This window comes from Amycolatopsis sp. CA-230715 (genome assembly GCF_018736145.1).
Taxonomy (GTDB): Bacteria; Actinomycetota; Actinomycetes; order Mycobacteriales; family Pseudonocardiaceae; genus Amycolatopsis.
In genome coordinates this window covers 8483714-8499560 of the sequence record NZ_CP059997.1, presented here as the reverse complement: position 1 = coordinate 8499560, position 15847 = coordinate 8483714, and the positions used below count along the sequence as shown (strand labels likewise).

Annotated in this window: 1 protein-coding gene (only partly in view); it reads right to left on the bottom strand. The window is 70.4% G+C overall.

All coding sequences use genetic code 11. The features are described from left to right. A protein-coding gene (locus HUW46_RS39975) for a non-ribosomal peptide synthase/polyketide synthase (RefSeq protein ID WP_256451401.1) crosses the window boundary here: on the bottom strand, nucleotides 1-15847 show its 5' portion. 8999 nt of this gene lie to the left of the window's left edge; 15847 of the gene's 24846 nt are visible here — the first part of the coding sequence; its start codon is at nucleotides 15845-15847; the stop codon falls past the left edge of the window.

Below are 15847 nucleotides of genomic sequence, written 5' to 3'. Positions count from 1 at the left end.
CGGTGAAACCGATCCGGTCCCGCATCGCCGCCAGGAAATTCGCCAGATTGGCATGGGTGACGACCACCCCCTTCGGGCGCCCGGTCGATCCCGACGTGTAGATCACATACGCCGCATCATCGGGGGCCACCACCGGCGGTACCGGTTCCTCCCCGGCCAGTTCACTGTCCACATCGGACAACACAGCCTCGGACAACACAGCCTCGGTCAGCACCAGAACCGGGTTCGCGTCCGAAAGCACGAACTCGATCCGCTCAGCCGGATGCTCCGGATCGATCGGCAGATACGCCGCCCCGGCCCGTAACACCGCCAGCATCGCGACCACGGTCTCCACCGACCGTGGTAACGCCACCGCCACCACCCCACCACGACCGACCCCGCGCCGCACCAACCACGCGGCCAGCCGATCCACCTCGGCCATCAACCCCGCATACGACACTCCCGTGTCGCCCGACCACACCGCTACCCGTTCCGGCGCCCCCACCGCCCGCGCCCGCACCAGATCCGGCACCGCGGTGAACCCATACCCCACCGCGGTGTCATTCCAGCCGGCCAGCACCCGGGCACGCTCGGCCGGGGAGAGCACCTCCAACTCCGCCACCCGCTGCCCCGGATCGGCCACCACCGCCGCCAACACCCGCGACAACCGCTCCCCGAGCACCACCACCGTGTCCCGATCGAACAAATCCACCGCATACTCGATCTCACCAACCAACCCACCCAACACCCCGCCAGCACCGCGCACCTCACGCAAACTCACCGACACATCGAACTTCGCCACCCCGGTACGCGCCCCCACCGGCTCCACCACCAAACCCGGCAACCCCACCTCAGCCTCGGCATTGTTCTGCAACGTCAACATGATCTGGAACAAGGGATGACGGGCCAACGACCGTTCCGGGTTGACTACCTCCACCAGGCGTTCGAAGGGCACGTCCTGGTTGGCGAAAGCGGCCAGATCGGTCTCGCGGACCCTGGCCAGCAATTCCCGGAAGGTCGGGTCACCAGACACATCGGTCCGCAACACCAACGTGTTCACGAAAAACCCGACCACATCATCCAACGCCTCATCCATACGACCCGCCACCGGCGTCCCGATCGGCACATCAGTACCAGCACCCAACCGCGACACCACCACCGCCAACACCGCCTGCACCACCATGAACACCGTCACACCACAAGCACGCGCCAAAGCCACAAGACCAGTGTGGACAGTCCCATCGATCTCGAAGGCGACCGCACCACCGCGATAACTCGACACCGCCGGACGCGGCCGGTCCACCGGCAACGGCAGTTCGGGAGGCAGATCGGTCAGTTCGGTGCGCCAGAAGTCGATCTGGCGGGACATCGCGCTGTCGGGGTCGTCTTCGTCGCCGAGGAGGTCGCGCTGCCATAACGCGTAGTCGGCGTACTGCACCGGCAACGGCTCCCACTCCGGTGCGTCACCGGCGCAGCGGGCGGTGTATGCCGTGGCCAGATCCCTGGCCAAGGGCACCAGGGACCATCCATCACCCGCGATGTGGTGCACCACCACCAGCAACACGAACTCCTCAGCGGACACCCGGAACAGCCAAGCCCGCACCGGCAGCCCCGACGACAACTCGAACGGCTCCCGAGCCGCGGCATCCACCACCGCACCCACCCGATCCGCTTCAACGTCCACAACGGACAACCCAAGCCCGGCATCCGCCAGCGGCAACACCTCCTGCCGCGCAACCCCACCCTCCACCGGAAAAACCGTCCGCAAGCTCTCGTGCCGGGCCACCACATCGACCAACGCCTCACGCAAAGCATCAACGTCCACCACACCACACAACCGCAACGCGAGCGGAATGTTGTAGGTCGCGCTCGGCCCCTCCAACTGATCCAAGAACCACAGGCGCCGCTGCGCGAACGACAACGGCACCACTTCGGGGCGCGGCACCGGTACCACCGCGGGACGCCCTGCCCCGGCGCCCCCCACTACCGTGGCGAGGCCCGCTACCGTCGGGTTCTCGAACAACGCCCGGATCGGCACCTCCACCCCCAGCGTGGAACGGATCCGGCTGACCAATCTCGTCGCCAGCAACGAATGCCCACCCAACCCGAAGAACCCGTCATCGATCCCCACCGACGGCACACCCAGCACTTCGGCGAACAACCCGCACAGGATCTCCTCCACCAACGACCGTGCGCCACGACCCGACACCACCGGGAACTCCGGTACCGGCAACGCACGCCGATCCACCTTCCCGTTCACCGTCACCGGCAACGCGTCCAGCACCACCACCACCGACGGCACCAAATAATCCGGCAACACCCCCGCCACCCACTCCCGCACCACGGCCCCGTCCACCTCCACACCCGGCACCGCGACCACATACGCCACCAACCGCACATCCCCCACACGATGCTCATGCGCCAGCACAGCTGCCTGGACAACCTGGTCATGACGGCACAACACCGCCTCGATCTCCCCCAACTCCACCCGGAAACCCCGAACCTTCACCTGATCGTCCACCCGCCCGAGAAACTCCAAATCCCCACCCGGCAACCACCGCACCAAATCCCCCGTCCGATACATCCGCTCCCCCGGACCACCAAACGGACACGCCACAAACCGCACCCCAGTCAAACCAGACCGATGCCAATACCCGCGGGCGAGACCCACCCCGGCGGCGTACAGCTCGCCGGGCACGCCGGGGGGAACCTGGCGCAGTTGCGGATCGAGCACGTACACCCGCATGTTCGGCAGCGGGCGCCCGATCGGCGCTTTCCCCGGCCAGTTCTCGACCCGGGACGGGAGGCGGTACGCCGAGATCATCTGCGTTTCGGTCGGGCCGTACTGGTTGTGCAAACGCTGCCCGGGGTGCGCGGTGTAGAACTCGCGCACCCGCCCGCTCAGCGTCATCGCCTCACCGGCCTGCGCGACATCGGTGAGTCCGTCGAGCGCGACCCCTTGTTCACCTGCCGCCTCGCACACGGCCTCCACGACCAGGTTCGGCGCGAACAACTCGCTGACCCGGTGCCGGTCGAGCCACCGCGCGAACAGTTCACCGCTGCGGCGAGTCTCCTCGTCCGGGATCACCAATTCCTTGCCCAGTGCCAGGGAAGCGAGGATCTCTTGTGCGGCCACGTCGAAGCTCATGGCGGTGAACTGGGCGGTACGGACGCCCTCACCGGGCGGGAAGACCGTGCCGTGCCAATGAATCACGTTGACCATCGCGCCGGCGAGGATCACCACGCCTTTGGGCTGTCCCGTCGATCCTGAGGTGTGCACGAGGTACGCCGGGTTCGCCGGGTGTAGCGGTGCGGTGCGATCCGCGTCCTCGGGATCGCGGGCCGCCCGTCCGGCCAGCGCCTCGACAGTGGCGGGTTCGTCGAGCACGACAAGCCCGACACCGCCGAGTTCCGGCAGCCCGGCGCGCACCGCGCTGGTGGTGACGACCACCGCCGGCCGCCCGTCGCGCACCAGGAACGCCTTGCGCTCACCGGGAAAGTCGGGGTTGATCGGGAGATACGCCGCCCCGGCCTTGTACACGGCGAGCAACGAGATCACGAACTCGACCGACCGCGGGAGCGCGAGACCCACCACTGACTCCGGTCCGATCCGGCGCTCGATCAGGTGCCACGCCAGCCGGTTGGCGCGCTCGTTCACCTCCACGTAGGACAGCGTGACGCCGTCCGACGTGACCGCGGGCGCGTCCGGAGCCTCGTGAACACGCGCTTGGAACAATCCCGGCAGGGAATCGTCGGGGATCTCGGCGCCGGTTTCGTTCCACGCGGCGAGCTGCTCGAGTTCGGTGGCGGTCGACAGCCCGACCGAACCGATGCGCTGCCGCGGATCCGCGGCCACGGCGGTCATGAACCGCAACCATCGCCCGATCACGGCCTGGACGGTGTCCCGGTCGAACAGGTCGGTGCTGAACTCCACGAACCCGCTGATCCCCGCCGTGGTGCCGTCCTCGGCGAAGGTTTCGGCCAGGTTGAAGAACAGGTCGAACCGTGCGCTGCGGGTGCCGATGTCCACCTGGGTGCCGGTCATCCCCGGTAGCGCGAACCGCGCCTCCGGGGCGTTCTGCAGCGCCAGCATCACCTGGAACAGCGGATGATGCGCCAGCGAGCGAACCGGGTTGAGCACCTCCACGAGGTACTCGAAGGGCACGTCCTGATTGGCGTAGGCGGCCAGCGCCGTGTCGGACACCCTGGCCAGTAGTGCCCGGAAGTCCGGGTCACCCGAGGTGTCGGTGCGCAGCACCAGCGTGTTCACGAAGAACCCGACCAACTCGTCGAGCGCTTCATCGGTCCGACCGGCGATCGGGCTACCGATCGGGATGTCGGTACCGGCGCCGAGCCGGGTGAACAGGCTCGCGAGCCCGGCCTGCAGCACCATGAACAGGGTCGCGTTCTCCGCGTCCGCGAGCTCGCGGAGCGCCCGGTGCAGACCGGCGTCGATCTCGAAGGACAGCACCTCGCCCCGGTAGGAGGCCACCGCCGGACGCGGCCGGTCGGCGGGCAGCCGGAGTTGCTCGGGCAGGTCCGCGAGCGCGTCGGTCCAGTACCGCACCTGACGCGCGAACAGGCTGCCGGAGTCGCCCTCGTCGCCGAGCAGTTCGCGTTGCCACAGCGTGTAGTCGAGATACCGCACCGGAAGTGGCGCCCACGCGGGTCGTTCGCCCGCACGCCTGGCCGCGTACGCCTGCGCGAGATCGCGCGCCAGCGGCGCCATCGACCAGGCGTCGGCGGCGATGTGGTGCAGCAACAGCAGCACCACGTGGTCGTCGTGGCCGAGGACCAGCAGTTCGGCGCGCAGCGGCGGTTCGGCGGCGAGATCGAACGGATGGGCCGCGGCTTCGTCGAGCGCCGTGGGCAACGCCGCCTCGTCACATTCGCGGACGCGCAGCACCGGCTTCGCCTCGACGGCATCGAGCACCACCTGCGCGGGATCGCCGTCCACTTCACGAAACACGGTGCGCAGGGTTTCGTGCCGCCCGACGACGTCCTCGAGCGCCGCGGCGAACGCGGCGTGGTCCAGCTCGCCGGAAAGGCGAAGCGCCAACGGCATGTTGTAGGTGCGGTTCGGTCCTTCCAACCGGTGCAGGAACCACAGCCGTCGTTGTGCGAACGACAACGGCGGCACAGCGGGCCGCGATGACCGCCGCAGCGGCGGGCGGGCAGCTCCCGCACTGGAAAGGCGCTCGGCCAGTGCCGCCACGGTCGGGGCCTCGAAGAGGCTGCGCACCTCCAGTTCGACGCCGAAAGCCGCCCTGATCCGGCTGATCAGCCTGGTCGCCAGCAGCGAATGCCCGCCCAGTTCGAAAAACCCGTCGTCAGCACCCACCGATGGCACGCCGAGCACCTCGGCGAAGAGCCCGCACAGGACTTCTTCCTGCGGCGTTCGCGACGCACGGCCGGGGACCGCGGAGCCGAACACCGGTGCGGGCAGCGCCCTGCGGTCCACCTTCCCGTTCGGGGTCAGCGGCATCGCGTCCACCAGTACGATCGCCGCGGGAACCAGGTAGTCCGGCACTCGCGCGGTCAGGTGCGCGCGCAGCGCCGCGGTGTCCACATCGGACCCCGGGACCGGGACGGCGTAGCCGACGAGCCGTTCGGTGCCCGCTGCGTCCCGGTGCACCAGCACGGTCGTGGCGGCGACTCCGGCGTGCTCCGCGAGCACGGCTTCGATCTCACCTGGTTCGATCCGGAACCCGCGCAGTTTGACCTGGTCGTCGGCGCGTCCGAGGTAGACGAGCTCGCCATCGGGGGTCCAGCGCGCGAGATCGCCGGTGCGGTAGAGCCGAGCGCCCGCCGGGCCGAACGGGTCCGCGACGAACCGTTCGGCGGTCAACGAGGGGCGGTTCAGGTACCCGCGCGCGAGTCCCGTACCCGCGGCGTACAGCTCGCCGACGCACCCGGCGGGCACCGGGTTCAGGAACCCGTCGAGCACGTAGACCCTGGTGTCGGCGACCGGCTGTCCGATCGGGACGGGACCGGCGACGTCCGGCCGGCAGGTCCACAGTGTCACGTCGACCGTGGTCTCGGTCGGGCCGTAGGAGTTCAGCATCCGCCCGCGCGCGGCCCACTGCCGCACCAGCTCCGCGGACGCGGCTTCCCCGGCCACCACGATGGTGGCTCCCTCGGGTACCCCCGTGGCGGGCAGTTCCGCCAGTGCCGACGGCGGCAGGGTCAGGTGCGTGATCCGCCGCTCGGTCAGGAACTCGCCGAGCGCCTCGCCCAGCCTGCGGGAGGCGGGGACGATCTCCAGCGCCGCGCCGGTGAGCAGCGCCATGCAGATCTCCCACACCGCGGTGTCGAAGGAGATCGAGGCGAACTGCAGCACCCTGCCGCCCTCGCCCGCGCCGACTCCTCGGCGCAGGGTCGCCGCCAAGGCGGCGATCCCGGTGTGCGTGACCGTCACGCCCTTGGGCCGTCCGGTGGAACCGGAGGTGTAGATGACGTACGCGCTGTTGGCCACCTCGGCCCGTGGCCCGTTCGGGGCCATCGCGACGTCCTCACCGACCGGCTCGTCCAGCAGGATCCGCGGCGGGCCGGACGCGACGACCGGCCCGGCGGCACCGGTGGTGATCAGCAGCGAGGGCTCGGCGTCGGTCAGCATGAACGCGATCCGGTCCGCCGGGTAGTCCGGGTCGATCGGCAGGTACGCGCCACCCGCTTTCAGCACGGCCAGCATGGCGACGACCATGTCGATCGATCTCGGCAACGCCACCGCGACCAGCCGCTCGGGGCCGATCTGCCGCGCGCGCAGCCTTGCCGCGAGCCGGTCCGCCTCGGCGTCGAGTTCGCGGTAGCTGAGCTGGTCGTCCCCGAACACCACCGCGGTGGCATCGGGGGTACGGCGGACCTGCTCCTCGAACAGTTCGGGAAGTGTCCGCACAGCGCCCACGCCCGCGGTGTCGTTCCAGGTGAGCAGCAACCGGTCCCGCTCGGCGGGGTCGAGCAGGTCGATCCCGCCGAGCCGCGCCAGCGGATCGGCGACGATCGCCCTCAGCAGCCGGACGTACCGCGTGACCAGCCCGGCCACCGTGTCCCGGTCGAACAGGGCGGTGTCGTACTCCACGACGCCGCCCACACCGCCCGCGACGTCTCCCGAAGAGGACCGCTGGAACCGCTCGCCGATGTTGATCAGCAGGTCGAACTTGACCGCGCCGACGCTGACCAGCTCCGAGCTCGTCTCGAGACCGGGCAGCGTCAGTCCCGCGTCGGCGTTGTTCTGGAACGCGAGCATCACCTGGAACAACGGATGCCTCGCCAGCGAACGCGTCGGGTTGAGCGCCTCCACCAACCGCTCGAACGGAACGTCCTGGTGGGCGAAAGCGGCGAGATCGGTGTCGCGCACGCGGTCCAGCAACTCGGCGAAGCTGGGGTCCCCCGCGGTGTCCACCCTCAGGACCAGGGTGTTGACGAAGAAGCCGACAAGATCGTCGAGCGCCTCGTCGGTCCGCCCGGCGGACGGAACACCGAGCGGGATGTCGGTACCGGCGCCGAGGCGGGTGAACAACACCGCCAACGCGGCCTGCAGCACCATGAACAGGCTCGCCTGCCGGTCGCGCGCGAGTTCGGCCAGCGCCCCGTGCAGGTCGGCGTCCAGCTCGAACGGCACGCTTCCGGCGACATGGCTCGCCGCGGCGGGCCTCGGCCGGTCGACCGGGAGGTTCAGCTCTTCCGGGAGACCCGCGAGCCGGTCGCGCCAGTACCGGATCTGGCGGGACAGCACGCTGTCCGGGTCGTCCTCGTCGCCGAGCACTTCGTGCTGCCACAACGCGAAGTCCGCGTACTGCACGCGCAGCGGCTCCCACGCCGGCTGCTCGCCCCGGCAGCGCGCCGCGTAAGCCCGGCCGACGTCGTTGGCCAGCGGTGCCATCGACCAACCGTCACCCGCGATGTGGTGCAACACGATCAGCAGCACGTGCTCGCCGGGGTGTGCGGCGAACAGGAAAACCCGCACCGGGGGCTCGGCGGTGAGGTCGAACGGCCGGCGCGCCGCCTCGGCCAGCGCCGAGTCCAGTCCGGCAGGCGAAACGTCCACAAAGGATAGTCCGGGATCGAACCGCGCCAGTACCTCCTGGCAGGGCACGCCGTCCGACTCGGGGTAGACGGTTCGCAGGCTCTCGTGTCTGGCCACCACGTCGCCGATCGCCGCTTCCAGGGAGCGGTGGTCGAGCGGACCGGTAAGGCGCACGGCGAGCGGCATGTTGTGCACCGGGCTCGGTCCTTCGAGCTGGTTGAGGAACCACAACCGGCGCTGGGCGAACGACAACGGCACCTTTGGCGGCCGCACCCGCGCCACCAGCGGTGCCTTGCTGCCGTGCCCCCCGTCCACGATCTCGGCGAGCGCGGCCACGGTCGGCCGGTCGAACAGCGTCCTGATCGGTACCTCGACGCCGAGCACCGCGCGGATCCGGCTGGCCAGCCTCGTCGCCAGCAGCGAATGCCCCCCGAGGTCGAAGAACCCGTCGTCCACTCCGACGCCGCGAATACCGAGGACCTCACCGAACAGCCCGCACAGGACCTCCTCCTGCGGGGTGCGCGGCAGCCTGCCCGCCCCGCTCACGCCGAACTCCGGCGCGGGCAGCGCCCTGCGGTCGAGCTTCCCGCTCGGCGTCAGCGGCAGCGCCTCGAGCACCACGAAACCGGTCGGCATCAGGTGGTCCGGCAGCCGTTCCCGCAGCCAGGCGCGCACCGACGCCGCCAGACCGCCGATCTCGCGGGTGGCCGCCGGGGTGTTGGTGTACGGCCGGGGATCCGCGTCGCCTGGCTCGTCCGCGGGCGGCAGGTAAGTCCCGTCCAACACCCCCGTGACCGTCGCGTCGACCAGCACCGCGTCGAACGCGCCGTCGGACGCCCCGCCGGAGAAGGTCGTCGCCACGCGATAGCCGTGCCGCGCGCCGAATTCATGGAACGCCTGCGGTTCCCAGCCCACCGGGCGCTCGTCACCTGCCCGCAGCCTGCGGTGCACCTCGGCGAGCCCGCTCCCGTTTTCGAACAGCCGCGCCGCCGCCGCTTCGTGCCGTGTCCTGGCATTCGGGACCGCGGTGACCCGCACCATCGGTGGCCGCGTGGCGAGGTGCTCCGCGAGGTCGTCGAACGCGGCGATCTCGCGACCCCAGCGCAGGCTCGGCGCCGCGCGCACGGACCGCGCCGCCTGCTGTCCGATGTGGAGGACGACGTCGTACCGGTAGCGGGTCAGCTCGTTGTGCCGCGCACCGGCCTTCAGCCGCACGTCCACCGCGCCGACATCACCGATGTCGCGGGCCACCTCGTCGAACCACCGCGGATCGACCAGCAGTTCCTCCTCCAGCACGACGCTCTGTTCGATCTGCGCGCGTACGGTCGCCGGATCATCCGACGGCGCGGACCTGCGCAGCTGAACCGCGGTGTTGAGGCATCGCAGCAAGGACAGGTTGCGCACGTCACCGACGAACACCGCGCCGCCCGCCGCGACCAGGCCGGTGACCTTGCGCAGCACTTCGAGCAGATAGTCGGCGCCGGGGAAGTACTGCACGACCGAATTGATCACCACGGTGTCGAAGTAGCCGGCGGGAAGGTCTGCCACGTCCTCGGCGGACCGCACATCCAGCCGTACCCTCGTGGCAAGGCCGGTGTCATCCAGTCGACGCCGCAGGGCTTCGATCGCCGAGCCGGAGAAGTCGGTTCCCCAGTACTCCTCGCACTGCGGCGCCACCCCGTCCAGAATCAGCCCGTTGCCGACGCCGATTTCCAACACCCGCCGAGGCTCCAGCTCCAGCACGCGCGAAACCGTGGCCGAGCGCCATTCCCGCATGTGGTCGAGCGGGATGGGCGTGCCGTCGTAACTGGAGTTCCAGCCCGAGTACTCGCCCCCGCCCTGCTCGTCGTACAGCGAGTCGTGGATGAGCTGCCACCTGCCGACGTGCTGCTCGTCCTCGGCCCCGCCCCGGTCGTCCGCGGGCGCCGGGACGAGGTAGGCCGCGAGCCCGCGCTCACCGGTTGGATCCTGCCTGGCCACCACGGCTGTCTGCGCCACGCCCGGGTGCTCGGCGACCACCGCCTCGATCTCACCCGGTTCCACCCGGAATCCGCGGATCTTGACCTGCTCGTCCGCTCGGCCCGCGAACACGAGCTCGCCCTCGGCGGTCCACCGGGCGAGGTCCCCGGTGCGGTACATCCTCGCGCCCGCCGCGCCGAACGGGTCGGCGACGAACCGCTCCCCGGTGAGCGCGGGCCGGTCGAGGTATCCTCGCGCCACCCCCGCGCCGGCGAGGTACAGCTCGCCGATCGCGCCCGACGGCAACGGCTGCAAGGCACTGTCGAGCACGTAGGCCCTCGTGTTCCACAGCGGACGTCCGATCGGGGGCACCTGGCCTGCCGTGAGCGGAGCGCTCATCGTGGCGCAGACGGTCGTCTCCGTCGGACCGTAGGCGTTGCGCATCCGCACACCGCCCGCCCACCGCGCGACCACCTCGGGGGCAGGCGTGTCGCCGCCGACGATCAAGTCCTCGAGCGCGGGCAAATCGCCTTCGGGGACCGTCGCGAGCACCGCGGCGGTCACCTGCAGGTGCGTGATTTCCCGCTGGGACAACGTATCCAGGAGCGCGGTACCGGCGAGCGGGCCCGGTTCGGGCAGCACGAGCGTCGCACCGCTCAGCAATGCCATGCACAGTTCCGCGACCGCGACGTCGAAGCTGAGCGCGGCCAGTTGCAGCACGCGGCTCCCGGCGCCGGCCGCGTGCGTGGCGGCGAGGTTGCCGATACCACCATGCGGCACGACCACGCCCTTCGGACGCCCCGTGGATCCGGAGGTGTAGATGACGTAGGCCGCGGCTGCCGGGGGGATCCGGACGCGGGGATCCGCGTCCGGCCTGCTCGCGATCGCCGCTGCCGTCTCGGCCTCGTCGACGACCAGCCGGGGCACGACGGGCCGCCTTGGCAGTTTTTCCGCCGCCCCCGCGGTGGTGACGACGAGCATGGGTCCAGCGTCGGCAAGCATGTACTCGAGCCGTTCCGCCGGGTAGTCCGGGTCGAGCGGCAGGTAGGCGGCGCCGGTCTTGGCGATGGCGAGCAGGGCCACCACCATCTCCACCGAACGCGGAATGGCCAGTGCCACGATGCGTTCCGGTCCGGCGCCGTGACCGATCAACTGGCCGGCGAGCCGGTTCGCCCGTGCGTTCAACTCCGCGTAGGACACTTCGGTGTCCCCCGCCACCAGTGCCACCGCACGCGGCGTGCGCTCGGCCTGCCGCCGGAACAACACCGGCAGCGCGTCCTCCGGCACCGGGTGAGCCGTGTCGTTCCACGTCGAAACCAGGCGGTCCCGTTCACCGGGCACGAGCAGGACGAGCCGGTCGATGCGTTCGTCCGGCGCCGCCGTCACCGCCGTCAGCAAGGCCGTCAGCCTGCCGGTGAGTTCGCGGATCGCGGTGTGGTCGAACAGATCTGTGCTGAACTCCGCGACGCCGTCGAGTCCCGAGGGGCCGCCGTCGGCGTCGAAGCGTTCGGTGAAGCTGAGGGTGAGATCGAACTTGGCCACTCCGGCACCGACCGGAGCGGCGCTGAGTTCGAGGCCGGGAGCTTCCGCGGTACCGCTGGGCGCGTTCTGCAGCACGAGCATGAGCTGGAACAGCGGTTGCCTGGCCAGGGACCGGGCCGGGTTCATGATCTCGACCAGCCGCTCGAACGGCATGTCCTGGTGCGCGTAGGCGGCGAGATCGGTTTCCCTGACCCGGTCCAGCAGCGCTCGGAAGCTCGGGTTCCCCGAGGTGTCGGTGCGCAGCACCAGCGTGTTGACGAAGAACCCGACCAGTTCGTCCAATGCCTCGTCGGTACGGCCGGCGATCGGGCTGCCGACCGGGATGTCGGTACCCGCGCCGAGCCGGGTCAGCAGAGTGGCGAACGCCGCCTGCAAGACCATGAAGAGCGTCGCGCCGCTGTCCCGCGCGAGCGCGAGCAGCGCTCGGTGCAGATCCGGTTCCACCGCGAACCCCTGCACGTCGCCGCGGTAGCTGACCACGGCGGGCCGTGTTCTCGTCGACGGCAGTTCGAGTTGCTCCGGCAGATCGCGCAGCGCCCCGAGCCAGTACGCCAGCTGGTTCGTGAACACGCTGCCGGGATCGTCTTCCGCGCCGAGCAGTTCGCGCTGCCACAGGGTGTAGTCCACGTACTGCACCGGCAGCGGCGCCCATGCCGGGGCCGTGCCCTCGGCGCGCGCCGCGTAGGCCACGGTGAGATCCCGGGTCAGCGGGGCCACCGACCAGCCGTCACCGGCGATGTGATGCACGACGAGCATCAGCACGTGCTGGCGCGGATCGACGACGAGCAACCGCGCGTGCAGCGGCGGCTCGGCCGCCAGGTCGAAGCAGTACCGGGCCGCGTCCGCGATCGCCGCGTCGAGGGCGGCCTCATCGGTATCCACAACAGACAGTCCTATGTGGATCTCGTCCGGGGGCAGTACCCGTTGGCTCGGCACCCCGGACGATTCGCCGAAAACGGTACGCAGCGCTTCGTGGCGGACGACCAGGTCCTGGAGCGCTGCCCGCAACGCATCCCGGTCGAGAGTCCCGCTCAGCCGGATCGCCAGCGGGATGTTGTAGGTCGGGCTCGGCCCCTCCAGCTTGTTGATGAACCACAGCCTCCGCTGCGCGAACGAAAGCGGGATCTCCGCTGGCCTCGCCAGCCGCCGCAGCAGGGGACGGGCTTCGGAGGTCTCGCCGAGCGCTTTGGCGAGGCCAGCGGGGGTCGGGTTTTCGAAGACCGTGCGGATGCTCGGCTCGACGCCGAGGACCACCCTGACCCGGCTGATCAACCGAGTCGCCAGCAGGGAGTGCCCGCCGAGCGCGAAGAACTCGTCGTCGGCTCCGACCGAAGGCAGGCCGAGCACCTCAGCGAACAGTCCGCAGAGGATCTCCTCCCTCGGCGTCCGCGGCGCCCTGCCCGCCGCGGCCGTGGTGAAGTCCGGCGCGGGCAGGGCCTTGCGATCGACCTTTCCGTTGGCGGTCAACGGAATCGCGTCGAGCACCACGAAGGCGGCGGGAACCAGGTGGTCCGGCAGGACCTCGGCCGCCGCGGCGCGCAACCGCACGGGCTCGGCCACGCCGACCACGTAACCCACCAGCCGCTTCTGACCGGCCGGATCGGTGTCCACGCCGGCGGCCGCGTCGGCGACCGAGGGGAGGGCGCGCAACGCGGCCTCCACCTCGCCGAGCTCGATGCGGTGGCCGCGGATCTTCACCTGGTGGTCGCGCCGTTCGAGGAACTCCAACTGCCCATCGGACCGGTAGGCCACCCGGTCACCGGTGCGGTACATCCGAGCCCCCTGGACCGAGGAGAACGGGTCGGGCAAGAACACCGCCGCGGTGCGCGCCTGGTCTTCGAGATAGCCCCTGCCCACGCCGATCCCGCCGACGTACAACTCCCCCGCCATCCCGGTCGGTACCGGGCGCAGCTCGTCACCGAGTACGTAGAGCCGCGTGTTGCGCACGGCCCTGCCGATCGGCATCCGGGAGGAGCCGAGGCCGTCAGGGCGGTCGATCACCGCGTGCGTGACGTCATCGGCGCATTCGGTCGGCCCGTAGGCGTTCATCATCGGGACGTCCGGGTATCGCGCGAACCAGCGCGCGCACAGGTCGGGTGGCAACGCCTCGCCGGTGACCACGAGCCACCGCAGTGCCGGGACCCGCATCGAGAGAGCACGGGCGTCGAACGCGTCCATGGCCGCGCGTAGCAGGGAAGGGACGACCTCCAGCACGGACACGCCTTCACGGGCCACCCGCGCGAATAGGCCCACCGGGTCCGCCGCGACGTCCCTGCCGACGGTGCGCACCCGGCCGCCCACGATCAGCGGAGCGAGCATCTGCCACACCGAGATGTCGAAGGTGAGCGGGGCGTTCTGCACGAGGGTGTCCACTTCGGACAGATCGAGGTCCTCGACCTTCGCCAGCAAGTGGTTGACCATGCCCCGCCGGTGCACCATGGCACCCTTCGGGCGGCCGGTCGAGCCGGAGGTGAAGATCACGTACGCGAGGTCGTCCTCCGCGCCGCGCACCGGGACGAGCTCGCCTGGCGAGTCGGCGGTATCGTCGATGACCAGCAGTTCGACCTGGTGCCCCGCGGCGGCGGCGACCCGCTCGGCGAGGTCGCGGTGACCGGGCCCGGCGACCAGCCGGGTGATGCCGTTGTCGGCGAGTAGCGCGGCGTTCCGCGCCGTCGGCGCATCGTGGTCCAGCGGAACGTACGCGCCGCCCGCGCCCAGTACCCCGAGCACCGCGGTGACGAACCAGGGGCCGTTGGTACCGAGAACGGCGACCAGGCCAGCCGGGGTGGAACCCGCGAGCAGCCGCCTCGACAGCGCGCTCGCACGGCCGACCAGATCGGTGTAGCTCAGTTCGCCGTCGTCGTCCACGACGGCCACCGCGTCCGGTCGCCGCGCGGCGACGGTCCTGACCCGTTCGACGACCCCCTCGAAACCGCCCGGCCGGTCCGTCCGGTTCCACTCGACCAGGAGACGCTCCCGCTCCGAGGCCGGCAGCACCTCGAGCCGGTCGATCGGGGTTTCGTCACCAGCCGCGGCGATCTCGCCCAGCAGCGCGGTGAACCGCCGCTGGTGCGCTTCGATCTCGGCCTCGTCGTACAGGTCCGGGTTGCCGTAGAACTCGACGCGCAGCCCGTCGTCACCGGTGTTGTCGTAGACCGACATCGACAGGTCGTCCACCGGGCCGATCGACAGGTACCGCTCGGCGGCGGTGAACGACCCGAAGCGCAGTTCACCGGCCAGCGCCATGATGTTCACGTGCGGGCCCGTCAGCTGCCGGTCGCCGCCGACGAGACCGAGATCGCGAGCCAGGTCCTCGTACCGGTATTGCTGGTGCCGCAACGCTTCCCGCAGCCGCTCGTGCACGTGCCGGACCAGCTCGGCCAGCGTGATACCGCGCCGCAGGGTCACTCGCAACGGCAGGACGTTCGCGACCATGCCGGGTATCCGCTGCGCGGCGCGGCCCGCCCTCGTCGTCACCGGCAGGCCGAGCACGAGATCTGCTTCCCCGGTGGAACGCTTCAGCAGGATCGCCTGCGCCGCGATCGGCACGCACTGCCACGCGATCCTGGCGCGCCAGGCCAGGTCGCGGAGCCCTGCCGCGACGGAGGGCGGCAAGGAGGCCAGCCGCCGGACCGTGGCACGGGCCGTGCTCACCTGCCGCCCGGACAAGCCGACCGGCTCGGCCCCGCCGTCGAGCCGGTCCAGCCAGAACCGCCGGTCTTCCGCGCGGCGCGGCGAACCGCGGTACTCGCGGTCGCGCTCCACCAGTTCCCCGAGCGGTGCGAACGGACTCTCCCCCACCGGTTCCCCGGCCTCCAGCGCGGTGTACGCCTCGGCGATCCGTCGGGAGAGCAGGCCGATCGTGTAGGAGTCCGCGACGAGGTGGTGGTAGCACTGGAAGACCAGGTGCCGGTCCGGGGCGACCGCGAGCAGGGCGAAGGCGAACAGAGGCGCCGAACCGGGATCCATCGCGCGGCCCAGTGCTTCCCGCATCCACGCTTCCGCCGCCTGCCACGGGTCCGCTTCGGCGCGGAAGTCGTGACGGGGCATCGTCCAGTCCACCGAGGGCAGCACGAACTGCCAGTGCTCCTCGCCCTCGGTGAGGAAGCGCGTGCGCAGGCTGTCCGCCTCGGCCACGGTGCGCCGTACGGCCGCTTCGACCAGATCCTCGGCGACCGCGCCGTGGATCTCGACGTAGCCACCGACGTTGAAAATCGGGTTGGTCGGATCCACTTGCTGGCCGAACCAGACGCCCAGCTGGGCCTCGGTCAGGTGCAGGCGCGTGCCTCGCTCAGCGGACATGTACGCAATTCCCCCAGTCGAAATTGCCGAATCGAGCAC